Below are 22,810 nucleotides of genomic sequence, written 5' to 3'. Positions count from 1 at the left end.
GGCTGGGGTTGTCCATCTGCCGGCAGATTGCCGAGGCGATGGGCGCCCAGGTCACGCTGTTCAACCGCATGGACGCGGGGCAGGTCATCGGTGTGGATGCCGTCGTGGCCTGGGAAGAATGAGATGCCCGTGACGGCCCCCTCCGAGACACCTGCAGCGCATGGCATCGAGTTCCGTGATGTCAGCAAGCGGTACGGCTCGTCGCCCGGCGCCCCGCTGGTGGTGGACCACATCAGCTTCAGCGTGCCACGCGGCACGCTGACCACCATCCTCGGGCCGTCGGGCTGCGGCAAGACGACCACGCTGCGCCTGATTGCCGGGCTCGAATCTCCCACATCGGGACGCATCTTCATCGACGGACAGGACGTGACCCCCCTCGGTCCGGCGCAGCGCAACGTGAGCCTGGTGTTCCAGAACTACGCACTGTTTCCGCACATGAATGTCATCGACAACGTGGTCTACGGCCTGCATTTGTCGGGCCTGGGCAAACAGCAGGTGCGCGACAAGGCGCGTGCCATGCTCGACACCGTGGGCCTGCACGGTCTGGACCAGCGCATGCCGCACGAGTTGTCGGGCGGGCAGCAGCAGCGTGTGGCCCTGGCCCGCGCGCTGGCGCTGGAGCCCGCCGTGCTGCTGTTTGACGAACCCCTGTCCAACCTGGACGCCCGCCTGCGCCGTTCCATGCGCGAGGAAATCCGTGCCCTGCAACAGCGCCTGAAGCTCACCGTGGCCTATGTCACCCACGACCAGTCCGAGGCCCTGGCCGTCAGCGACCAGATCGTGGTGATGGACCGTGGCGCCATCGCCCAGCGCGGCGCGCCCAGCGCGCTGTACGAGCAACCGACCTCCGAGTTTGTGGCCGGCTTCATGGGCGAGGCCATGCTGTTCGCGGCCCAGAACCACGCGCCCAGCCCGGGCAGCAATGCAGCCACCGGGTATGCGCAGCTGGGCCCGCTGCGTGTGCCGTCACCCGCCGCACTGTCCGCAGGCCCGGTCAAGATCGCCGTGCGGCCTGAGGCCTGGGTGATCGGCCCGGCCACATCGGCGGGCCTGGCCGCGCGGGTCACCCGCTGCACCTATCTGGGCAGCGTCATGGAATACACCTTTGCCAGTGCCCTGGGCGCCATTTTTGTGGTGTCGCCCCTGGTGGAGTTGCCGCTGGATGTGGGTGCCCCGGTCAGCCTGACGCTGGCAGACCACGGGGTGTCCGTCGTGGCCGGATGAGGCGGGCGGCGTTTGCCCGGCACGGGCCACGCCGTTCAGCGATACTTTTTTATGAGCGATGCCCTTGGACTACACCGTTGCTGTTTTTGATCTGGACAACTGCCTGATGGATGCCCGGGCGGTGGTGCCCTTGTTCGAGCCCGCTTTCGAGGCTGTGCGGCAAGCCAACCAGGGCGCACTGAGCCCTGAAGCCCTTGCGCAAGCGCTGCAGGCCTGCTGGTTCACCGCGTTCGACCTGGTCGCACAGCGCCACCATTTCACGCCCGCCATGCGCGCTGCGGGGTGGCAGCAGTTCAGCCAGATGGAGGTGAAGACGCCGTTGCGAGGCTATGCCGACATCGAACTGCTGCCCCGCATCCCGCTGCGGCGCTATCTGGTCACCAGCGGCTTTCGGCGCCTGCAGGACAGCAAGATCGATGCGCTGGGAATCCGCCCTTGGTTCGAACAGGTGCTCATTGACGCGATTGACGCACCACCCACCGGCGCCGCGCATGGCAAGCAAGCCATCTTTGAGCAGATCTTGGTCCGCGAGGGTTGTACGCCTCGCCAGATGCTGGTGGTGGGCGACAACCCCCTGTCCGAACTGGCGGCCGGGCATGCGCTGGGGGCCACCACCGTCCAGACGGTGCGGCCAGGTGTCGAGCCCTGGCCCCTGGCCGACCACCGGGTGGACGGGCTGCAAGGGCTGCTGGCTCTGCTGTCGGCGGACGCGCTGCGTGCCGCGGCAGATACGCCCCCAGCGGGCCCAGGCCGGGGAATTGAATGAAATCTGCGTCAAGCGCTAGTGGAATATGCGCTAATAGCTATTGAATATGTAGCAAAACGTGGGTGTGCGGTGGGCGTAGCACACCGAATCGGCAGGGATCATGGGAGACAATCGGCGCCCACCTTTGCCGACCTGGCGCGCTTTTCTCCGTGAACTCTCCTGTCTTCACCTCGCTGATCCCCGTCATCCTGTTCATCGCCATTGGCTTTTATGTGGGGCGGCGTGGCTGGATTCGTGCCGAATCCGTCAAGGACCTGGCCAACCTGGTGTTCATGGTGCTCACGCCCGCGCTGCTGTTCCGCACCATGAGCACGGTGCACATCGAAGACCTCAACTTCGGCCCCGTGGGCATCTACTTTGTGGCGTTTGGCGTGGTCTACGCGGCCACGCTGGCGGTGCAGGGCTTCAACACGCTGGGCGCCGCCCGGGCGCTGGCCAACACCTTCAGCAACACGCTGATGATCGGCGTGCCGCTGGTGGGCCTGGTGTTTGGCGATGCGGGGCTGGTCACGCTGTTCACCCTGATCTCGGTGCATTCGCTCATCCTGCTGACTGCGGCCACGGTGGTGTTCGAGCTGGCGGCCGCGCGCGAACATGCCGGGCGCCCGGGCGGGGTGCAGCAGCCCATGTGGCGCACCGTGCTGCAGGCCATCCGCAACGGCATCGTGCACCCTGTGCCGCTGCCCATCATTGCTGGTTTGCTGTTTGCGCAGACCGGGCTGGTGGTGCCCGAGGTGGTGGGCAAGCCCCTGCAACTGCTGGGCCAGGCGCTGGGGCCGATTGCGCTGCTGCTGGTGGGGGTGACGCTGGCATTCACCAAGGTCGGCCACCAGTTCAAGGCCGCGCTGCGCATTGCGCTGGTGAAATGTGTGGTGCACCCGCTGGTGCTGGCCAGCATGGGGTGGGCGCTTGGCCTGTCGGGCATGCCGCTGGCCGTGATGATCGTCGCGGCATCGCTGCCCGTCGGGGCCAACGTGTTTTTGTTCTCGCAGCGCTACCGCGTGGCAGAGGAAGAGGTGACGGCCAGCGTGGCGGTGTCCACCGCCATGGGGTTGGTGACCATGCCGGTGGTGATTTTGGCGGTCACGCGCTGGGTGGTGGGGTGACATCCGCAGCGGTGCGCATGTCTGCCGTTTAGCAGCCTGCCTGATCGGCTAGGCATTGCTGTACAAGCTGTAAATTCCTTCTTCGCGCGGCTCATACATGATATGCAAAAGCAGCGTTGAGCGTAGCTCTGCGAACGGATGGTCTGCGAAGTGTTTGCAGAAATGCATGACCTCTTGCAGCGACTGATCCTCATGCCAAGAGGTCAGGACAAAGCTCTCGTCCGGTATATCTCCATGAGCAAACTGGCTGATGTTGGCCCAGTCCACCGAGTCGTCCCAGGAACTGCAGCCAAGACCCCAGGCCATCATTTGTAGACATCCGGAACGTACCAGCCAGTCGCTCACAGTGTTCTGCCAGAGCGCCGACACTTCCGACTCGATCATGACGAGGGCGCGAAAGCTCCCCAGAGAAAGCTTGGGCAGCTCAGACTCCGGGTTGAGACAGAGGTAAACGACTTCGGATATGGAATCCACTTGGTGGCTTATCGCTGAGGCTTGCATACTGCGGCCGCGACTCAGGGCGCCAGCCGCTCCCGCACCCAGTCGCTGCCATCGAGGCGGTAGCGCAACCGATCATGCAGACGGCTCTTGCGCCCCTGCCAGAACTCCCACTGGTCGGGCTTGAGGCGGTAGCCGCCCCAGTGCGGCGGGCGGGGCGGTTTCAGCATGAATTGCGCACCGTACTTGGCCGCGTTGGCCACCAGCACACCCCGGCCTGAAATGACCTGGCTTTGCGGACTGGCCCAGGCGCCGATGCGGGAGTCGAGCGGGCGGCTGTGGAAGTATTCGTCGCTTTCCTCGTCGCTGACCTTCTCCACCACGCCTTCGATGCGCACCACACGCTCCAACTCCACCCAGTGGAACTGCAGCGCGGCATAGGGGTTACCGGCAATCTGGCGGCCCTTGCGGCTGTCGTAGTTGGTAAACCAGACGATGCCGCGTTCGTCATAGCCCTTGATGAGCACGATGCGTGTGCTGGGACGCAGGTCGCTGCCCACTGTGGCCAGGGTCATGGCGTTGGGCTCGGGCACTTCGGCGCTGATGGCCTCTTTGAGCCACTGGTCAAACTGCTGCAGGGGGGCTGCATGCGAGGCGTCTTCGTTGAGTTCGGCGCGCTCGTAGCTCTTGCGGAGGTCGGCGATGGAGTTCGTGGTCATGGCCACGATTGTGCATCCCCCGTACGATGTCGCTTTGCGCCAGGGCATGTGCAGTGGGTTTTGATAGTGGTCGAATCTATGTTCGTTTATATTCCTGGTTCCGATGAAACCCAAAGACGACGAGAAACAGCGCGCCATTGCCCAGGCCACCTTTGACCTGGTGGCCCAGCGTGGCCTGAGCGGCCTGACCCTGGCCGACATTGCCCGGGCAGCGGGTGTGGCCACGAGCACGCTGTACGTGTACTACCCGTCCAAGGACGAACTGATCAGCCAGCTGTACCAGGATGCCAAGACCGTCACGGCCGCGCGCATCATGGACGGGATAGAACCTGGCATGCCCTACCGCGCACGGGTGCGCCGCGCCTGGGGTAATCTGCTGCGCCATCGGCTGGACCAATACGCCGAGGTGGTGTTCCAGGAGCAGTACTACAACTCGCCCTGGTTCACCCAGGGCAACCGCGAATTTTCGACCCGGCTGATGGCGGGCTTTTTTGCGCTGATGGAAGAAGGCCAGCAGCAGGAGATCCTCAAGGCCGTGCCCATTCCGCTGCTCACGGCCAGCCTGGTGGGATCGGTGCGGGAGACCGGCAACCTGATCCGCACCCAGGTGCTGCCCGATGACGAGGCCGTGCACCAAATGGCGTTTGGCCTCTGCTGGGACGCCATCAAGGCGTAAATTGTGCCGCTGCAGAAACTCGAATTTTGCGGTTTAATCGAATAGTTATTCTCTTAAAACAACAAAGCGGCTTGATGTGTGCCCGCGCCGCCCTACCGATTGCGCTGTGCTTTTGAGCGCTGACCTTCATCCCAAGGAGTCCCACGATGCCCACCCTCAATATCAACGGCAAAGACACGGCCGTGGATGCCGACGAATCCACCCCCATCCTCTGGGCCCTGCGCGACACGCTGGGCATGACCGGCACCAAGTTTGGCTGCGGCCAGGCGTTGTGCGGCGCGTGCACCGTGCACCTGAACGGCGCGCCGGTGCGGTCATGCATCACGCCCATCTCGGCGGCGGCAGGCCAGAAGATCACCACCATTGAAGCCATTGCCGCCGACGACAAGGTGGGCAAGGCAGTGCACGCCGCCTGGGTGAAGCACGACGTGGCCCAGTGCGGCTACTGCCAGAGCGGCCAGATCATGAGCGCCACCGCGCTGCTCAAGGGCAAGAAGAAGCCCTCCGACGCCGACATAGACGCTGCCATGGCCGGCAATGTGTGCCGCTGCGGCACCTACGTGCGCATCCGCGCCGCCATCCACGACGCTGCCAAGACCCTGGCCTGATTGAAGGAGACCACCATGCACTTCGAACCCCATGCCCTGCAGGGCCAGGCACAGCATTTCATGCCAAAACACCTCCAAGCGCTAGTGGATAAAGCGCAAGGCGCTATCACTTCGGGAGCAATCGATGCATCGGACGGCGTTGCGCGCCGCACCTTCCTCAAGGTGTCTGCGGCCTCGGGCTTTGCGCTGGGCGTGTTTCCGCTGGTGTCTGCTGCGCAGGGCGCGGCGGCTGCGGCGCCCGCAGGCCTCAAGCCGCACGAGCAGCCCTCGGCCTTTGTGCGCATTGATGCCGATGGCACCGTCACCGTCACCATCAACCGGCTGGACTTTGGCCAGGGCGTGCAAACCGGCCTGCCCATGATCCTGGCCGAGGAGCTGGATGCCGACTGGAGCAAGGTGCGCAGCGTGCACGGCGACGCCAATCCGGCCTACGCCGACCCCGCATTTGGAATGCACCTCACCGGTGGCTCCAACTCCATCAAGAACTCGTACACGCAGTACCGCGAGCTGGGCGCGCGCACCCGGGCCATGCTGGTCGGGGCCGCTGCTGCCCAGTGGGGAGTGGACGCGTCGGCCCTGCGCACCAGCAACGGCTTTGTGGTCGGCCCCGGTGGCAAGAAGCTGGGCTACGGTGCGCTGGCAGAAGCCGCCATGAAGCAGCCCGTGCCTGAAAAGGTCGTACTCAAGGACCCCAAGCAATTCCGCCTGATCGGCAAGCCCACCGGGCGGCTGGATGCCAAGGCCAAGTCAAGCGGCCAGCAAGACTACGGCATTGACGTGCGCCTGCCCGGCATGCTGACGGCCGTGGTGGCCCGCCCGCCCGTGTTTGGCGGCAAGGTGAAGTCGCTGGACGACAGCGCCGCCAAAGCCATCAAGGGCGTAAAGGCCGTGCTGCGCGTGCCCACCGACCGGGGCGGGGAGGGCGTGGCCATCATCGCCGACGGCTACTGGCCTGCCAAACAGGGCCGCGACGCGCTCAAGGTGGAATGGGACACCAGCGCGGTCACCAAGCCCGACACCACTGCGCTGCTGGCGCAGTACCGCGAACTGGCCGCCAAGCCCGGCAATGTGGCCATGCAGGCCGACATGGCGCCGCTGGCGGGTGCACCCCACAAGATCAGTGCCGAGTTCGTCTTCCCGTACCTGGCGCACGCGCCCATGGAGCCGCTGAACTGCACCGTCAAGCTGGACGGGGACAAGGCGGAACTGTGGATGGGCACCCAGATGCCCGGCCTGGACGCGATGGCCGCCGCCAAGACACTGGGCCTGCAGCCGCAGAACGTCAAGGTCAACACGCAGATGGCCGGTGGCGGCTTTGGCCGCCGCGCCATCCCCACCAGCGACTACGTGGTGGAGGCCTGCGGCGTGGCCAAGGCGGCCCACACCGCCGGCATCACCGCGCCCGTGCGCACGCTGTGGAGCCGCGAAGACGACATCAAGGGCGGCTATTACCGCCCCATGCACGTGCACCGTGCCGAGATCGGCTTTGACGCCAAGGGCAAGATCCTGGCGTGGGAGCACACCATCGTCGGCCAGTCCATCACCAAGGGCTCGCCGTTCGAGGCCTTCATGATCAAGAACGGCATTGACGCCACGGCCGTCGAGGGCATGAAAGAGCCGTACGACGTGCCGATGAAGCTGTCGGTGCACCACCCGGATGTGAACGTGCCGGTGCTGTGGTGGCGCAGCGTGGGCTCCACCCACACGGCCTACGCCATGGAGACACTGATCGACGAAGTGGCCCGCACCACCAAGCAAGACCCCGTGGCCTACCGCCTGGCCCTGATGGGCGACAAGCACCCGCGCCACAAGGCGGCGCTACAACTGGCCGTCGCCCAGTCGGGCTACGGCAAGAAGAAGCTGGCCGCAGGCCGTGCCTGGGGCGTGGCGGTGCACGAATCGTTCGAGTCGGTGGTGGCCTATGTGGTCGAGGCCTCCGTCAAAGACGGAACGCCCAAGCTGCACAGCATCACCGCAGGCGTGCATTGCAACCTGGTGGTCAACCCCAAGAGCGTGGAAGCCCAGGTGCAAGGCGCCGCGCTGATGGGCCTGGGCACCTGCCTGCCCGGTGCAGCCATCACGCTCAAGGACGGTGTGGTGGAGCAGAGCAACTTCGGCGACTACGCCGTGCCCCGCATCACCGACATGCCGCAGCTGACAGTGCACATCGTGCCCAGCGCCGATCCGCCGAAGGGCATGGGCGAACCGGGCCTGCCGCCGCTGGCACCGGCGTTTGCCAATGCCATCGCGCAGATCACAGGCAAGACGCCGCGCGAGCTGCCGTTCAAGGTGGCTTGATAAAGCTTGTTGGAATGAGAGCGCCGGGTTTGGGAGAGCCCGGCGCTTTTTTTTATGACCCATCCATCTGCTTCAGTTCGGGGTCCGACATAGCATTGCTCTGGCTGTGTTTTAGCGCGCAGCTTTCGGCCTCCTTCAAGCGGCAGAGAAATGACTGCAACGCAGCCATTGCCGTCGGCCGTTTTGGTCTCTCGACCTCGCAGAATGTGCCATCAGCGGTCTTCTAACGCCCCTATCCCAATCTTCAAACCAGTGGGACTGCATGATGCGCCTAACTAACTGGAGTCAGATTGCATCGATGGAATTGGAGACCTGTATGCATTTTGGTGCACGCGTATAGACAAGCGCTATCAAACCTGCAAAATGTAACAACCAGTACAAAGGTGTTGCATGCCACGGTTGCTCGCGCAAAGACGAAGTTTTGAGAGAAAAATCCTTTTGGGATTTCTGTCCGCACTAATTGTTGTTGCAATGGTCACAGCTGCCAACTGGCGACTGACACAAGCCAGTCGTGATGCAGTGCAACTGGTTTCACAAACCCAACAAATCGTCAATGCAGTTTCGCGGTTAAACGAAGACACCCTCCAAATTGAATTGAGCACTCAAAGCTACAGGATTTCTGGCAGAGAGGATGTCTTAGCGGAAAGAGACAAACAGATTGAGGCTCGCGAAAAGACCATGGGAAGTTTGAGAGAACTGCTCGTGGGTGACGCCGAACAGTTGGAGCGGTGGCAGCAACTTCGGGCAGTTCTAGATCAGCGTATCGCGATTGCCAAGCAGGTAAGTGCATTGCGCGCGACAGAAGGCTTAGAGGCCGCCAACGCATTTGTCGCCGCGGCTCCCTTGCGCGAAACGCGCGAGCGTACCGTCTCGATACTTAAAGCGATGGACGACGATGCCCATTTGTCGCTCGAAGAGCGTGCGGCAGATCAACTCAGGAGCCAGGGTTTATTGACGGAAGTTGGATGGGCGATGGCTTTTCTGCTGTCAACCTTGCTTGTGAGCACATTCGTGCTGGCACGACGTCAACTTCTTGCCAGTGAGGCAGACCAACGGGCACTGGCCAAGAGTGAAGCGAAGCTATCGACCACGCTGCGCTCGCTGGGTGATGCTGTTTTGGTAACAGATGCGCAGGGGCGGATCACACGCATGAACCCTGTGGCAGAACGACTCACCGGGTGGGCTTTTGAGCTTGCCGAGGGGCAATTCGTTGATGTTGTATTCAAAGTGGAAAGTCTGTCGGGTCCGGCAACAGGGCGAGGTCTTGTGGCGCAAGTTCTGTTCACCAATAAGGCCTGCCAAGATACAGAAGATATTGTTCTGGCTCACAGAAACGGAGGGCTGTGCCCGATTGGTGCGAATGCAGCTCCTATCCGAAGTGAGGACGGGGGCCTACAAGGTGTGGTCCTGGTTTTTCGTGACACTACGACAGAGCGAAAGGCCAAAGAGCTGATCCGCGATCAAAACGCCTTGCTCGAACAACACGTTCAAGAGCGAACTGCTCAATTGGTTGACACGCAAGAGCATCTGAGGAGCGTGATGAGCAGCGTACCCGCCATGATTGCGTACGTGAACTCTGATCGGCGATACGTCTATGTCAACGAGCAGTACAGAGCACGATTTGCCCCAGATTTCGAAAACATTGATGGCAAGACGGTTCGAGAAGTGCTTGGCGAAAAGCGCTATTGCATTGCAGATCCCATCATTGCAAAGGCCCTGGCCGGAGAGCCTCAGCAGTATGACTGGGAGCCGTTTCCTGGGGTTTGGCAGTCAATCCACTATGTGCCCAAGTGGGGGGCCTCGGGCAGCGTTGTGGGGTACTACGTCTTGGGCTCAGACATCACGCATCGCAAAACCGCCGAGGAGAGGATTCAGAGTCTGAACGAAGAGCTGGGTCACAGGGTCAATGACCTTGAGCGGGTGACCAAAGCGTGGAAGACCCTGAGTGCGGGCAATAGCGCCATGCTGCGGGCCACTGATGAGCAGCACCTGCTCGAATCCATGTGCAAAGCCATTGTCGACGCAGGTGGGTACCCGGTGGCGATGGTTTGGTACAGCGTGGACGATTCAGAGCGCTCTCTGCAGCCCATGGCAGAGAGTGGATATGCGCCTGGAATGAAGGCTCTTCAATCGCTGAAAGTCACCGCTGATGGGGGGACGTTTGGACAGGGCGCGATCGCCATCAGTATCAAGACTGGAAGCACCCAGGTCATCGGATCTATGCAAGCTGAGTCCGGTTATCAGGCTTTCCGCTCCGCTCTCCTGGACTTCTCCTCCTGCATTGCATGTCCTCTGACTGTCGATGGCGAAGTCGTTGGTGCTCTCGCAATCTTCGCCCGCGAAGAGCATGCCTTTGGAACGGAAGAGACGAACCTGTTGACCGAAGCCGCCGATGATCTGTCCTTCGGCATAGCCAACCTGCGAAGTAGAGCAAAGCGCAAAGCAGCTGAACTTGAAATGCTGCGCCGCACGCGATTCGATGAACTTACTGGCTTGGCGAACCAGACCCAGTTCATCGAACTCCTGACGCACGCGATTGAAAACACACGCAGGACAAAGAGCGGTAAGTCGGTGGCCTTGATCCAGGTGAACGTGGAGCGGCTTCGGGAGATTAATGATGCTCTTGGCTTCGCACACGGCGATCAGGTATTACAAGAATTTGGAAACAGATTGCGTGCTGCCGCTGCAGACGCTGGTTTGGTAGCAAGACTCAGAGGCGACGAATTTGCGCTTCTGTTGACGTCAAGTGATGAAGAAGCAGCGATGGCGGTGGTTGCACGGATACACGAACTCCTTGCGCAAGCCCTTCCCGTCGCGGGCATCTTGTTGGACATATCTGCGCGCATGGGAGTCGCTTTGTATCCTGCTCACGGCGATTCCGCCGATCAACTGTTGCGTCACGTCGACTTTGCGGTGCACGAAGCGAAGAAGAGAGAGCAGCGGGTCGTGATTTACGATCCGCTCACCGTCGAAAATCGTCCAGAGCGGCTGACTTTGGCGGGCGAATTGCGTCGTGGCGTCGATAGCGGCGAGTTAAAACTGTATTTGCAACCCAAGATTGATTTTGCAACTGGCACTCTTTTGGGTGCTGAGGCACTCGTCCGCTGGCTCCATCCTGAGCGAGGGCTGATTCAACCATCCCAGTTCATCGGGCTTGCGGAAAGCACGGGCCTTATTAAGAACCTCACTGAGTGGGTCATTGACGCGGCAATGCGTGTCTGTCGCGATGCGCAGGAGTGCGGAAACAATCTGTCGATTGCTGTCAACTTGTCTGCGAGAAACTTGCACGATGCAGATCTTTTAGACCGAGTGCGCTCGTTGCATGACCGTTGGGGTGTTGCCAGAGGGCGGTTGGAGTTCGAGATTACCGAGAGCACTGTGATGGATGATCCTGAGTCCGCTCTGCGAGTATTGCGGGGTCTACGCGACGACGGCATTTCGCTCTATATCGACGACTTTGGGACGGGCTATTCGTCGCTCAGCTATTTGCTGCAACTGCCCGTTGACTACATCAAGATTGACCAATCATTTGTTCGTGGCATGTCCGTCTCCCGGGACTCAGCGGTCATCGTCAAATCAACTATAGATCTAGCCCATTCGTTAGGGCGAAAGGTTGTGGCGGAAGGCGTGGAAACGCAGCAAGATTGGGAGAAACTCGCTGCGCTCGGCTGCGATATTGCACAGGGCTATTTCGTGGCACGGCCAATGCCAGCAGAGAACTTTGCTGATTGGGCGCTTAAATTTGCCTTCGACAAGCCGGAAGCGGTGCTGCAATGAAGCACCCTATCTCGATCCCTATGCAGGCCGCTGGTTTCTTGGGGCTGTAGGCCTCATCTCGACGCTCAACCAGGCCGAATCCCTTGCAACAGATGCAAGTCTGCTGGACGTGATTTTGATGCGCTTTTTCTATGGGCGTGTGTTCATTGCGGATTGGCAAAGCCAGGAAGCTGTCTTCTTGCAGTCCTCGGCGGTTCGCTATCGATCGACTGCAAACAGCCTATAGCGGTTTCCCATCTTTCTCATCACCTTTGTAATCCGGAAAATGAAGGCGCTTCAATTGCCGTGCTTGGAAAGCATGCAAATCGGGGCAGGACCTGTGGCCGATTCTGATTGTTAGATTGCGGAGATTATTTTGACGGTCATCGCCCGTTTTACACGGTCGCCAATGGTGGGTGTTGTGCCATGGGCTTGGCGGCGTTCAATACTTTAGGTCCACCCCCAGATCGCCCAGCTTTTTCGCAAAAGAGTCCCTGCGTTTTGCCGCCTTTGCCGCTGTTTCGGTTGCGGCTTGTATTGCCTTGGGGCCCTTATTCGCAGCCGCTTGGATCAGTCCGAACTTGTGAGCGGCATCTGCCTCGGCCCGCTTGAATGTGGCAATCAGTTCAGCATGCGCAATGGTTGTATTCACATCGGCTCCTGTATCGATCAGCGCTGTCACGCTTAAATTTGGGCGTTGGCGCGAAGCAAGGCCGTTCTCAATTCGCGCGTGGCCGGTTTGGAAATATCCACCTTTTGCACCGCCAGATCGAACGAAGAGCCTGGCTTGATGCTGGTGGGCAGTATCTTTTTGACTGGAAGCTTGGCAGGGTAGGTGCCTTTACCCGGACACATGCGAACGGAAAACCCGAATTCTTCGAGCAGGCCTTTTGCATACAGCTCCGCCAATTGGTGAAACGATACGAAGGTGGAGCGTTTCACGTCTTTGAGTCCGGGCTGGCTGACGTCGCGAACGAGCTCGAATTTGCCCAGTGAATCGCGCTGTGTATCGGTAAAAGGATGCAGCAAGAAAGTCTGACGAACGCCATCTTTTTTGGACACCAAAGTGTGCTCGACGGCTATATCGGTTAGCAGCATATTTTTTCTATCTCCGCAAGTTGCGGTTTGCACGGCCACATCAGCCGGCGTGCCACCCAAAGTCGCAGATTTTGTTTTCAAACCCAGTCACTGGGGTGCACGACGCGGCCAAAAATCACCCGCGGGGCGAGGACTTTAACTGAAGGGCCACCCATGGCAGTTCCATAGTGCGCGGCAAACGGGACTGTTCGGGTCAAAAACTGCCTGCCAATGGTGGTCGAGTGAAAGTTCGAAATCAGCCTGAGGCCGTCCGTGGCGCGGCAGACCAACCCTATTGAATGAAAGGTGCTGCTAGTGCTTTTCCGATAAGTGCTGAATGCTATCAATATTGAAGTGATCGACAGGGGATTGTTGGCGGCGCGGCCATCACTTCATTTCAAACTACGCTGATTGCACCTTGCGCCCTGGAGAGCCTCCGAGAAGCGTGCGCCGCCGTCCCTCCCTCAGCGTGTCCGCCGGTCCATGAGATGCTCTGGCCCCAGCCCTGCACAGGTGGTGGCGCCCAGCATAGCCAGATTGCGGTCCACCTCGGCGCGCAATAGATCGATGGCCGCTGTAACGCCTGCCTCGCCGTCCACTGCTGCGGCGTAGTTGAAGGGCCGCCCCACAAACACTGCCTGCGCGCCCAGCGCCAGGGCCTTGATCACGTCGGTGCCACGGCGGATGCCGCCGTCCAACATCACTGTCATGCCGCTGCCAGCCTGCTCGGCAATGGCGGGCAGCACGCGCAGCGGGGCCACGGCGCCATCGAGCTGGCGACCGCCGTGGTTGCTGACGATGATGCCGTCCACCCCGTGCTGGCGGGCGAGGGCGGCATCCTGCGGGCTGAGGATGCCCTTGACGACCAGCGGGCCGTGCCACTGGCGGCGGATGTGAGCGATGTGGCTCCAGTCAAAGTGGTCACGCGCGGCAAAGTCGCGCTGTACACGTGAGGACAGGATGGGCGCGCCGCGCTCGGCAAACGAGTTTTCAAAATGCGGCATGCCGTGGTGTGCCAGCGTGCGCAGCAGTGTGCCTGCCAGCCAGCGCGGGCGCACCATGCCGTCCCACGCCAGGCGAAGGCTGGGGCGCAGCGGGGTGGAGAAGCCCGCGCGGATGTTGTTCTCGCGGTTGCCCGCCACGGGGATGTCCACCGTCACTACCAGCGTCTGCACACCGGCCGCGATCACGCGCCACAGCAAGGCATCGATGCGTTCGGGGGTGCCGGGCAGGTAGGCCTGGAACCAGGTGCCGGGGGCGGCGGCCATCACTTCTTCCAGCCGGATGAGCGAGCTGCCGCTTTGCACAGCCGGGATGCCCGCCGCTGCCGCCGCACCGGCGAGCACGATGTCGCCCCGGTAGGCCGATAGCGCCGCGATACCCATGGGCGCGATGCCAAAGGGGCTGGCGTAGCGCTGGCCGAACAGCGTCACGCCCTGGTCGCGTTGGGCCACGTTGCGGAGCACGCGGGGAACAAGGGCGATCTCTCGGAACGCCTGGCGGTTGTCGTCCAGGGCCAGGTTGTCTTCCGCCGCCCCGGCGACGTAGCCAAAGATAGGGCGGGGTAGCACGCGGCGGGCAGCGGCTTCAAAGTCGTCGAGCGACAGCAGATGGGCCGTGCGGCCACTGCGGCGCGATCCGTTGAAGGCGCTCCAGGCATTGGTGGCAGGCTTTTGGGGCGCAGTGGAGGGGGTGGACATGGCGTGGTTCCAGACAACGGTAAACGGGGGCTGGAAAGCAGTGTCCTGAAACCGTAATAATCAAGAAAGCGAATTTATTGCTAATGATTTGTTCGCCAAATTGAAAATACATTCACGACATGACCCTTAAGCAGCTCGAAGCCTTCTACTGGGCCGCCACCTGCAGCAGCTTTGCCATGGCTGCGGAGCGGATGCACCTGTCGGTGTCCTCCCTGTCCAAGCGGATCGCCGAACTGGAGGCATCGCTGGGCCAGGTGCTCTTTGACCGCGCCGGGCACCGCGCGGCGTTGACGGAGGCGGGCACGCGACTGCTGCCCCTGGCGGGCGCATTGCTGCAGCAAGCAGACCGTTTGCAGCAGGACATGGGTAGCACCATCGGCCTGCGCGGCCCCTGCCGCCTGGGGGTGGGCGAGCTGACGGCGATCACCTGGCTGCCGCGCCTGGTGGAAGCCCTGGCGGCGGTGCACCCGGCACTAGAGGTGTCGGTGCACGTGGATGTGGGCGCAGCCCTGGCAGAGCGGTTGGACAAAGGCGAGCTGGATGTGGCCGTGATCGCCGGCCCTGCCAGCCGCAGCGCGCTGACCTCGGTGCCGCTGGCGCATGCGCGCTTTGCCTGGTGCGCTGGCCCTGGCGTGGCGCACGGCCTGCGCCAGATGGATGCCGATGCGATGCAGTCGCAACCGCTGGTAACGCTGCCGCAAGGCTCGGGGGTGACCCACCTCATCGACGACTGGCTTCGGCAGGCCTATGCACGCCCCGCGCGCAGATTGGTGTGCAACCACTGGGGCGCCATCGTGGGCTTGCTGGCACAGGGCAGCGGCATTGGCCTGCTGCCCGAGGGCTGGGCGCAAGCCCTGCACGCCAGGAAGGTGTTGCAGGTGTTGCAAAGTCCCGTGCCGCTGGGGTCGCTCGGCTATGCGTTGCACAGTCGGCGTGATGACCTGCGGCCGCTGGTGAGCATGCTGCACGAGCTGGCAGCGCAGCATGCGGATTTCACGGTGGCGAGTGGCGCGTTCTAGTGGTCTGATGCGAGCCTATAGCGGCCCTAGAATCGCGCCGACTGCACACCGCAACCCGCGGCTACTGGAACCTGTTCAAGCGCAACCCCATGCTCCAACTGCCCTCCCTCCCCGTCGTTCTGGTGCTGGCTTCAGGCCGGGGGGCGCGATTTGCCGAATCCGGCGGTGCAGTGCACAAGCTGCGCGCGCCCCTGGGAGCAAAGACCGTGCTGGAACACACCCTCGATGCCGTGCGCGCCAGCGGCCTGCCCTGGCACCTGGAAGATGCAGGCCACCCAGGCATGGGGGATTCGATCGCCGCAGCCGTGCGCGCCACGGCACAGGCGCCCGGTTGGCTGGTGTTGCCGGGGGATTTGCCGCTGATCCGTCCCGACACCTTGCGCACCATCGCCGCTGCGCTGGCGGACCCGGACTGCGCCGTGGTCATGCCGGTGTACCAGGGCGAGCGCGGTCACCCAGTTGGGTTTTCGGCCGCATGCTTGTCCAGCCTGTTGGCGCTGACCGGCGAGCAGGGCGCCGCCAGCGTGGTGCGCGCGCAGGCGCAGCAGGGCAGGGTACGGCAGGTGGAGGTGGATGACGAAGGCACGGTGACCGACATAGACACCGTGCAAGACCTGGAGCGCGCCGCGCAGTTGCTGGCGGCGCGCGGGTAGCAGCGGCGAAGGCCGCTTCCGCTTTATTTGGAAGCAATCACCGCGCAAGCCAGGCGTGGTCCTGCGTTACCGGTGGGTTGGGTCTTGTAGTCGTCGGGGTCGCGGTGAACGATCAAGCCCTTGCCGACGATGTCGGTGGTGGGGCCGCCCACGCTGATGGACCGCGACACAAAGCTGAATGCGGCGACGCCGTATTTGTCGGCCTTGAGGCTGGGCAGATCACCGGTGTGGTGTTCTCCCGCGCCGTGGGATCCGTGCGGTTTGGCCGTGGGGTTGAAATGTCCGCCGGTGCTCATGCCGTCGCCGCTCGAGCAGTCGCCCTTTTCATGCACATGAAAGCCGTGTTCTGCGTCAGGTTTGAGTCCACGAATTTCACCCGACACCTGCACACCATCGCCGGTCTGTACAAACGTCACAGTACCAGTGGCTGTGTTGCCCCGGGTGGGCTCCAGCTTGGCGGTAGCGCGGTTGCCAGACAGGTGGGAGGCACAGCCCGCCAGCGCCACAACAGCCAGGGAAGACAGGGCAAAAGCAAAACGAATCTTCATGACTCAAACTCCTCGGTGCGAATGAATGAACGCGGGATTGAACCCGATACAAAGGCGCAGTCTCGCAAGCCACCACGCGAGAGTCCAGAAAAATGTGCACTATGCCTCTTTTTGGGCCAACGCGATCAACCGAGCCAAAGCCCTGTCGTGGATGCCGTGCTTGCGCAACTCGTCGTAGGTGGCCTGGGCGTAGTCGCGGGTGGTGCCGTAGCGTCCACAGGCCTGCTCGAAAATGCGGCAGTATTCGCGGTCTGGCAGCTCTCCCGTGTGGTTGGGACTTTTGCGCGACAGGGTAAAGGCCAGCGCCCGCACCGGGCCATGGGGCGTGTGACACACCAGCCAGCGCGGGTCGTAGACAGCGGTGACCATCTCGCGCTGCCACAGGTTGATCATCACCTGCCGCGCATGCACCTTGTCCACGCGGAACACCATGCCCCGGCAGCTTCCGCCCGACAGCATGCCGAACACCAGCCCCGGGCACTCGGGCGTGCCGCGGTTGATACGGCTCCACATCTTGAGCGCCCGGTGCCAGCCGTGGACCTTGGCCGGGCGGCGCTCGGCGTAGTCAAAATCCGGCCGCCAGATGAGCGACCCATAGCCAAAAATCCACAGGTCCTGATGGCCACCCCATTCCTGGAGGGCACGCTCCAGCATAGGCGCCGGGTCTCGCAGTGGGGCGGGCAGATTCGTCATGCCTTCACTCTACAATCGAAAGCTTTGCTGCAAGCGGCCGGGGCCTTGTTTTCGCAACGCCTGCATTGGCCGTCCAACCACTTTATTCATCACTACAGGGATCTTCCATGTCCAGCTCTGACGACGATAGCCAACAACGTTTTGCCCTCGGTTTTCTGTTTGCACTGATTGCGTTGGTGATCTCCGTAGTGGTGGGCACCGTGGTGGTCAAGCGTCTGGGCGCCAAAGCACCGGTCCGGCCTGCCGCCGTTGCAACCAGCAACACGCCCGCAGCACCCGCCGTAGCCGTGGAAGAAGATATTGCCAGCGTGCGCGTGGAAAACGGCGTGGTGAAGTTCTACTTTGCCACCGCCAAGGCCGAACTGGCCGCAGGTGCCAACGAAGCCCTGGCCGACGTGGTCAAGGGTGTGGCTGAGGGCAAGAAGGCCGTCATTTCCGGCTTCCACGATGCCACGGGCGACGCTGCACTGAATGCAGAACTGGCCAAGCAGCGCGCAGTGGCCGTGGCCGAAGCGCTCAAGGCCCTGGGCGTGGCCGAAGACAAGGTGGAGCTGAAGAAGCCAGAAGAAACCACCGCGACCGGCAGCAACGCCGAAGCCCGCCGCGTGGAAGTGACGCTGGGCGCCCTGTAAGCGCCGCCTGCTTCTCCAAAAAAAACCCGGCGCTGCCGGGTTTTCTTTTTGGGGCCAAATGGCCGCATGCGCTAGTGGAATATGCTCTAGCAGCTATCTATTTGATAGTGAATATTACCGCAGACCCTGGCCGCCTGCGCCTTCGGCGCGCTGGATCAACTCGATCTTGTAGCCATCGGGATCGGTCACAAACGCGATCACCGTGGTGCCGCCCTTGACCGGACCCGCTTCGCGCGTCACGTTGCCGCCCGAGGCCTTGATCTTTTCGCACGCGGCATACGCATCGGGCACGCCCAACGCGATGTGGCCGTAGGCCGTGCCCATGTCGTAGCTTTCCACGCCCCAGTTGTAGGTCAACTCGATCTCGGCCTGGCCGGGGTTGCCGCCCTCGAAGCCCAGAAAGGCCAGCGAGTATTTGTACTCGGGGTTCTCGGACTGGCGCAGCAGTTGCATGCCCAGCACCTGGGTGTAGAAATCAATCGAGCGTTGAAGGTTGCCAACGCGCAGCATCGTGTGGAGGAATTTCATCCCTTCGATTGTGCAGGCAGATCGAAAACCAGGCAGGTGGTGGTGGCGTGGGCATACAGCGTGCCGTCCGGCCCCACCAGGCGCGCCTCGGCCGTGGCCAGCTGGCGCCCGCTGTGGATCACCCGGCCCTCGGCGCGCACGCGCTGTACCTTGGGCGTGATGGCCTTGACCAGGTTGATGCCCAGCTCGGCCGTGGTGTAGCCGCGCCCAGGTTCCATGCGCGTGTGGATGGAGCAGCCCAGGGCGGAGTCGAGCAAGGTGGCAAACCAGCCGCCATGCACCGTGCCCATGGGGTTCAGGTGCTCTGCGCGGGGTGTTCCCTGGAAGATGGCCGTACCTTCGCCCACTTCGACGATCAGGAAGTCCAGCGTCTTGGCAATGGCCGCGTAGGGCAGCTCACCGCGCAGCATGGCCTGCATCTGCTGCAGGCCGTTCAGGTGGGCGATCTGCTCGCGGCGGGCCACGCCCGGGCCGGGGCCTGCATCCAGCGTGGCCAGGATGTCGCGCTCCTGTGCCAGCCAGTGTTCAAGGTGGTTGTGCTGTGTCATGGGGTGTCCTGGTTGGTAGCGGGGTTAAAATGCATGAGTTGCATATGCAATTATTGCAGATACAATCAAATCCATGCAAGCCAACCCATCCACCCTGGCCCCTGTGCTGCCGCAGGGCTGCACCAACTTCAAGCTGCGCCAGCTGATGCGCCGCGTGGCCAACCACTACGACGCCGAAATGGCGAAATGTGGACTCAAGACCACGCAGTACTCGCTGCTGTCGCATGTGCTCAAGCTGGGCCCGATTCGCCCCGGTGATCTGGCCATGGAGATGAAGATGGATGCGTCCACGCTGACCCGCAATCTGCGCCCGTTGGTGGATGCGGGCTGGGTGACGCTGAGGGCGGGCACGGACGCACGCAGCCGCCTGGTGCACATCACCGACGCAGGCCGCGACAAGCGCGCGGAAGCGCAACGCCACTGGAAGGCCGCACAACTGGCGCTGAACGAGGCACTGGGCGTGGAACGCGTGATGGCCTTGCACGCGTTGGTGGACGACTCGCTCGATCTGCTGGCTGCACTGCCAGTGCAGGAGACTGCGCATGACGAATAACCACACCCCGCAGGCTACGGCCACCAAGCCCGCCGCACCGCTGGCCCTGTGGCTGGTGCTGCTGGCGGCCGCAGGCGCCTTTGCACTGACCATGGGCACGCGCCAGACCATGGGCCTGTTCCTGTCCGCACTCAACACCTCCACGGGCCTGGGCATCGGCAGCATCAGCCTGGCGTTTGCGTTTGGCCAACTGTGGTGGGGGCTGACCCAGCCGTTTGCCGGGGCTGTGGCCGACCGCATCGGCACGGGTCGTGTGATCCTGATAGGTGTGGCGCTGGTGGCGCTGGGCACCTTCATCACGCCGTACATGACCACCACGGCCGGGTTGATTTTTGCGATTGGCGTGTTGGCCGCAGGTGGCGCAGGCATGGCTGGGCCGTCTGTGCTGATGGCGGCCACTGCCCGGCTGGTGCCTGTTCAAAAGCGCGGGCTGGCCAGCGGCATCGTCAACGCGGGCGGCTCGTTCGGGCAGTTTTTGATGGCGCCCATCGCCATCAGCCTGACCGCCGCCGTGGGCTGGGCCAGTGCGATGCAGTGGCTGGGCGTGCTGGTGCTGCTGGCGCTGCCGGCGGTGTGGGTGCTCAAGGGCAACTCCAACGCCCTGGCGGCACAGGCTGCTGCGGTATCCGGCCAGAAGGCATTGACCGCGCGCGAGGCCATTGCCCAGGCCCTGGCCACGCCCAGCTACCGGTATCTGGCGGCAGGCTTTCTGGTGTGCGGCTTTCACGTGGCGTTCCTGGCCACGCACTTGCCCGGCGTGATCGCAGCGTGCGGGTTGGCGCCCGAAGTAGGGGGCTGGTCGCTGGCGGTGATCGGGCTGTTCAACATTGTGGGCAGCTTGGCCATGGGCTGGGCGGTAGGGCGCTGGCGCATGAAGTCGCTGCTGTCGCTGCTGTACGCCACGCGAGGTCTTGCGGTACTGATTTTCCTGTTTGCTCCCAAGACGCCGGCCGTGGTGCTGGTCTTCGCCGCCGTCATGGGCATCACCTTCTTGTCCACCGTACCACCCACGGCCGGACTGGTCGCCAAGATGTTTGGCACGGCCAACATGGCAATGCTGTTCGGCATCGTGATGCTGTCGCACCAGATTGGCGGATTTCTGGGTGCCTACCTGGGCGGCAGCGTGTTCCAGGCCACCGGCAGCTACGACTGGGTCTGGTACATCGACATCGTGCTGGCCGTGGGCGCAGCGCTGGTCAACCTGCCGATCCGAGAAGCGCGCGTGGCGCGCCCCGCCGCCAAGGCGGCCTGACCAACCACCTTCTCTCCACGAAAGCCATCGACATGACGCAGACCCCCGCCAGCAACGTTTCGACAGCCCCCACGTCTCCGATTTACCTGGACGACCTGTCTGTCGGCGACCAGTTCCAAAGCGGCGAACACGCCATGGACGAAGCGCAGATCACCACCTTTGCCGCGCAGTTCGACCCGCAGCCCTTTCACCTGGACGACGCTGCTGCGCGCGAGACGCTGTTTGGCGGTCTGGCCGCCAGCGGCTGGCACACGGCGGCCGTGACCATGCGTCTGCAAGTGACCAGTGGGCTGCCGATTGCGGGCGGCATCATCGGTGCGGGGGGCGAGCTGAGCTGGCCCCGGCCCACACGCGCCACCGATGTGCTGCATGTGGTGAGCGAGGTGGTGCAGATCCAGCCCTCCAAGTCCAAGCCCGACCGGGGCATGGTCACGGTGCGCAGCGAAACCCGCAATCAGCACGGCGATGTGCTGCAGCTGTCTACCGTGCGCATCGTGGTGCCACGCCGGCCTGCGGCTGGTGGGGCAGGGGCCTGATGTGACCGAGGCCCTGAACCCGCGCACCCGCATGCTGCTGGAGGCGCCCATTGCGCCCACCTTGCTGCGGCTGGCCGCGCCCAACGTGCTGGTGATGCTGGCGCAGGCGGGCGTCGGGCTGATCGAGACCTACTTTGTCGGCCAGCTGGGCACCGATGCGCTGGCGGGCATGGCGCTGGTGTTTCCGGTGGTCATGCTGATGCAGATGACCTCGGCGGGCGCCATGGGAGGTGGCATTGCTTCGGCCATTGCACGCGCCCTGGGCGCACGGCGGCGGGACGATGCCGACGCGCTGGTACTGCATGCGCTGGCCATTGCGGCGGTGTTTTCGCTGCTCTTTACCGTTGGCGTGGTGGGAGGAGGGCGCTGGCTCTACACCCGCATGGGTGGCACGGGCGGCGCGCTGAATGCGGCACTGGTCTATTCCAACTGGGTGTTTGCGGGCGCGTTTCTGGTCTGGCTGTTCAACACGCTGTCGGCCGTGATCCGGGGCACGGGCAACATGGCCGTGCCAGCCTACGTCACGGTGCTGGGCGCGTTTGTACTGGTGCCGCTTTCGCCACTGTTCATCTTTGGCTGGGGCCCCATGCCGGGCCTGGGCATTGCCGGTGGCGCAATTGCGCTGATGGCGTATTACCTGATCGGCAGCGCAGTGCTGGCCGCATACCTGTGGTCGCCGCGCAGCCTGCTGCGGCCGTCGCTGGCGCACATCCGGTTTCGTTGGGTGCTGTTCAAAGACATCCTGCGGGTGGGTCTGGTGGGCACGGTGTCTACCGTCGCCACCAATCTGGCGATTGGCGTCACGACCGCATTGGTGGGTGGTTTTGGCACAGCGGCCATCGCGGGCTACGGCACCGCATCGCGGCTGGAATACCTGCTGGTTCCGTTGGTGTTTGGCCTGGGCGCGCCGCTGGTGGCCATGGTCGGCACATGCATCGGCGCTGGCCAGCGCGAGCGCGCCTTGCGCGCCACCTGGATTGGCGCGGCCATGACGTTTGTGATGGCCGAGGCGATTGGCCTGTGGGCGGCAGCCTTTCCCAACGCGTGGCTGTCCCTGTTCAACAGCGACCCCGCCATGCTGGAAGCGGGTGCGCTGTATCTGCGCACCGTCGGCCCCGTGTACGGCTTCTTCGGCCTGGGCCTGGTGCTGTACTTTGCCTCGCAAGGGGCAGGGCGCCTGCTCTGGCCGGTGATCGGCAACATCGTGCGCCTAGCGGTGGCCGTCACCGGCGGCTGGCTGGCGCTGCGCTGGGGCGGTGGACTGGCCGCCGTGTTTGCAGCGCAGGGGGCGGCGCTGGTGCTTTACGGCTTGGTCAACGCCTGGGCGATTGCTGGCGGCGCCTGGTTCGGTCCGGTGGGCTGGCCGCGCAGTACCACCCGGCTGTTGCAGCGCATGCCACAGTCCTGAAAGTGATGAAAACAGCTGCTAGCGCCAGTGAATCATGCGCTGGCAGCTATCAAAACAGGAGTGGCCAGAAGT

At 63.0% G+C, this 22,810-nt stretch carries 23 protein-coding genes; 14 read left to right on the top strand and 9 right to left on the bottom strand.

Translation table 11 applies throughout. The features are described 5' to 3' along the window. Positions 1-123 precede the first annotated feature (123 nt). From AC07X4_RS04385 to AC07X4_RS04375, 3 genes are all read left to right on the top strand, one after another. Positions 124-1,224, top strand: a complete 1,101-nt coding sequence (locus tag AC07X4_RS04385; protein WP_494739364.1) for an ABC transporter ATP-binding protein — start codon at positions 124-126, stop codon at positions 1,222-1,224. Between the two features lie 58 nt (positions 1,225-1,282). Continuing rightward, entirely contained in the window at positions 1,283-1,990 is a 708-nt protein-coding gene (locus tag AC07X4_RS04380) for an HAD family hydrolase (RefSeq protein ID WP_494739363.1), read from the top strand. Positions 1,991-2,139: 149 nt separating this feature from the next. Then, the gene (locus AC07X4_RS04375; protein ID WP_056062804.1) at positions 2,140-3,096 is read left to right on the top strand and encodes an AEC family transporter; all 957 of its coding nucleotides are present in this window, start codon (positions 2,140-2,142) and stop codon (positions 3,094-3,096) included. A 48-nt stretch (positions 3,097-3,144) separates the two neighbouring features. Here AC07X4_RS04375 and AC07X4_RS04370 read toward each other — a convergent pair whose 3' ends face one another. Continuing rightward, positions 3,145-3,570 carry a DUF7684 family protein gene (locus tag AC07X4_RS04370; protein WP_494739362.1) on the bottom strand — a complete coding sequence of 142 codons (426 nt, stop codon included), beginning with the start codon at positions 3,568-3,570 and terminating at the stop codon, positions 3,145-3,147. Between the two features lie 41 nt (positions 3,571-3,611). Beyond that, a complete protein-coding gene (gene pdxH, locus AC07X4_RS04365) occupies positions 3,612-4,253 on the bottom strand; it encodes a pyridoxamine 5'-phosphate oxidase (protein WP_494739361.1) in 642 nt (213 codons plus the stop codon). A 103-nt stretch (positions 4,254-4,356) separates the two neighbouring features. On the opposite strand from pdxH, the gene AC07X4_RS04360 reads away from it, so the two are divergent. From AC07X4_RS04360 to AC07X4_RS04345, 4 genes are all read left to right on the top strand, one after another. After that, a complete protein-coding gene (locus AC07X4_RS04360) occupies positions 4,357-4,929 on the top strand; it encodes a TetR/AcrR family transcriptional regulator (RefSeq protein ID WP_260667284.1) in 573 nt (190 codons plus the stop codon). 146 nt (positions 4,930-5,075) lie between these two features. Continuing rightward, positions 5,076-5,537, top strand: coding sequence for a (2Fe-2S)-binding protein (locus tag AC07X4_RS04355; protein WP_056744839.1), 462 nt, complete (start codon positions 5,076-5,078; stop codon positions 5,535-5,537). A gap of 15 nt (positions 5,538-5,552) precedes the next feature. After that, the gene (locus tag AC07X4_RS04350; protein WP_494739360.1) at positions 5,553-7,835 is read left to right on the top strand and encodes a xanthine dehydrogenase family protein molybdopterin-binding subunit; all 2,283 of its coding nucleotides are present in this window, start codon (positions 5,553-5,555) and stop codon (positions 7,833-7,835) included. A gap of 390 nt (positions 7,836-8,225) precedes the next feature. Continuing rightward, entirely contained in the window at positions 8,226-11,612 is a 3,387-nt protein-coding gene (locus tag AC07X4_RS04345; protein ID WP_494739359.1) for an EAL domain-containing protein, read from the top strand. 421 nt (positions 11,613-12,033) lie between these two features. Here AC07X4_RS04345 and AC07X4_RS04340 read toward each other — a convergent pair whose 3' ends face one another. From AC07X4_RS04340 to AC07X4_RS04330, 3 genes are all read right to left on the bottom strand, one after another. Beyond that, entirely contained in the window at positions 12,034-12,273 is a 240-nt protein-coding gene (locus AC07X4_RS04340; RefSeq protein ID WP_494739358.1) for a hypothetical protein, read from the bottom strand. A gap of 2 nt (positions 12,274-12,275) precedes the next feature. Next, positions 12,276-12,770 (bottom strand): hypothetical protein, encoded by a 495-nt coding sequence (locus AC07X4_RS04335; RefSeq protein WP_494739357.1) that lies wholly within the window; start codon positions 12,768-12,770, stop codon positions 12,276-12,278. 362 nt (positions 12,771-13,132) lie between these two features. After that, complete coding sequence (locus AC07X4_RS04330; RefSeq protein WP_494739356.1) at positions 13,133-14,368, bottom strand: alpha-hydroxy acid oxidase; 1,236 nt, start codon at positions 14,366-14,368, stop codon at positions 13,133-13,135. A 119-nt stretch (positions 14,369-14,487) separates the two neighbouring features. On the opposite strand from AC07X4_RS04330, the gene AC07X4_RS04325 reads away from it, so the two are divergent. After that, complete coding sequence (locus AC07X4_RS04325) at positions 14,488-15,387, top strand: LysR family transcriptional regulator (RefSeq protein WP_494739355.1); 900 nt, start codon at positions 14,488-14,490, stop codon at positions 15,385-15,387. A gap of 89 nt (positions 15,388-15,476) precedes the next feature. Next, the gene (locus AC07X4_RS04320) at positions 15,477-16,040 is read left to right on the top strand and encodes a nucleotidyltransferase family protein (protein ID WP_494739354.1); all 564 of its coding nucleotides are present in this window, start codon (positions 15,477-15,479) and stop codon (positions 16,038-16,040) included. A gap of 23 nt (positions 16,041-16,063) precedes the next feature. On the opposite strand, the gene AC07X4_RS04315 is transcribed toward AC07X4_RS04320, so the two are convergent. Together AC07X4_RS04315 and AC07X4_RS04310 are read right to left on the bottom strand one after the other, a co-directional pair. Then, complete coding sequence (locus AC07X4_RS04315; RefSeq protein ID WP_056062780.1) at positions 16,064-16,588, bottom strand: superoxide dismutase family protein; 525 nt, start codon at positions 16,586-16,588, stop codon at positions 16,064-16,066. Between the two features lie 99 nt (positions 16,589-16,687). Then, positions 16,688-17,281 (bottom strand): gamma-glutamylcyclotransferase, encoded by a 594-nt coding sequence (locus tag AC07X4_RS04310; protein ID WP_494739353.1) that lies wholly within the window; start codon positions 17,279-17,281, stop codon positions 16,688-16,690. 107 nt (positions 17,282-17,388) lie between these two features. Between AC07X4_RS04310 and AC07X4_RS04305 the strand changes: the two genes are divergently transcribed. Further along, entirely contained in the window at positions 17,389-17,913 is a 525-nt protein-coding gene (locus AC07X4_RS04305; protein WP_494739352.1) for an OmpA family protein, read from the top strand. A gap of 114 nt (positions 17,914-18,027) precedes the next feature. On the opposite strand, the gene gloA is transcribed toward AC07X4_RS04305, so the two are convergent. Together gloA and AC07X4_RS04295 are read right to left on the bottom strand one after the other, a co-directional pair. Then, a complete protein-coding gene (gene gloA, locus AC07X4_RS04300; RefSeq protein ID WP_056062770.1) occupies positions 18,028-18,441 on the bottom strand; it encodes a lactoylglutathione lyase in 414 nt (137 codons plus the stop codon). After that, positions 18,438-18,989 (bottom strand): PaaI family thioesterase, encoded by a 552-nt coding sequence (locus AC07X4_RS04295; RefSeq protein ID WP_099730268.1) that lies wholly within the window; start codon positions 18,987-18,989, stop codon positions 18,438-18,440. The genes gloA and AC07X4_RS04295 overlap by 4 nt, the downstream gene beginning before the upstream one ends. A 73-nt stretch (positions 18,990-19,062) precedes the next feature. Here AC07X4_RS04295 and AC07X4_RS04290 point away from each other — a divergent pair, with 73 nt between their 5' ends. Genes AC07X4_RS04290 through AC07X4_RS04275 form a run of 4 tightly spaced genes read left to right on the top strand, consistent with a single transcriptional unit; the run spans position 19,063 to position 22,738 of the window. Beyond that, the gene (locus tag AC07X4_RS04290; protein WP_436075184.1) at positions 19,063-19,542 is read left to right on the top strand and encodes a MarR family winged helix-turn-helix transcriptional regulator; all 480 of its coding nucleotides are present in this window, start codon (positions 19,063-19,065) and stop codon (positions 19,540-19,542) included. Beyond that, entirely contained in the window at positions 19,532-20,794 is a 1,263-nt protein-coding gene (locus AC07X4_RS04285; protein ID WP_146870898.1) for an MFS transporter, read from the top strand. The genes AC07X4_RS04290 and AC07X4_RS04285 overlap by 11 nt, the downstream gene beginning before the upstream one ends. A 32-nt stretch (positions 20,795-20,826) precedes the next feature. Then, entirely contained in the window at positions 20,827-21,330 is a 504-nt protein-coding gene (locus tag AC07X4_RS04280; protein WP_146870899.1) for a MaoC family dehydratase, read from the top strand. A 31-nt stretch (positions 21,331-21,361) separates the two neighbouring features. Further along, positions 21,362-22,738: an MATE family efflux transporter gene (locus tag AC07X4_RS04275; protein ID WP_494739365.1), complete on the top strand. Its 1,377-nt coding sequence runs from the start codon at positions 21,362-21,364 to the stop codon at positions 22,736-22,738. Positions 22,739-22,810: the final 72 nt, after the last annotated feature.

The sequence above is a fragment of the Acidovorax sp. GW460-11-11-14-LB4 genome (genome assembly GCF_059423685.1).
This window is presented reverse-complemented; position numbering and strand designations above follow the sequence as displayed.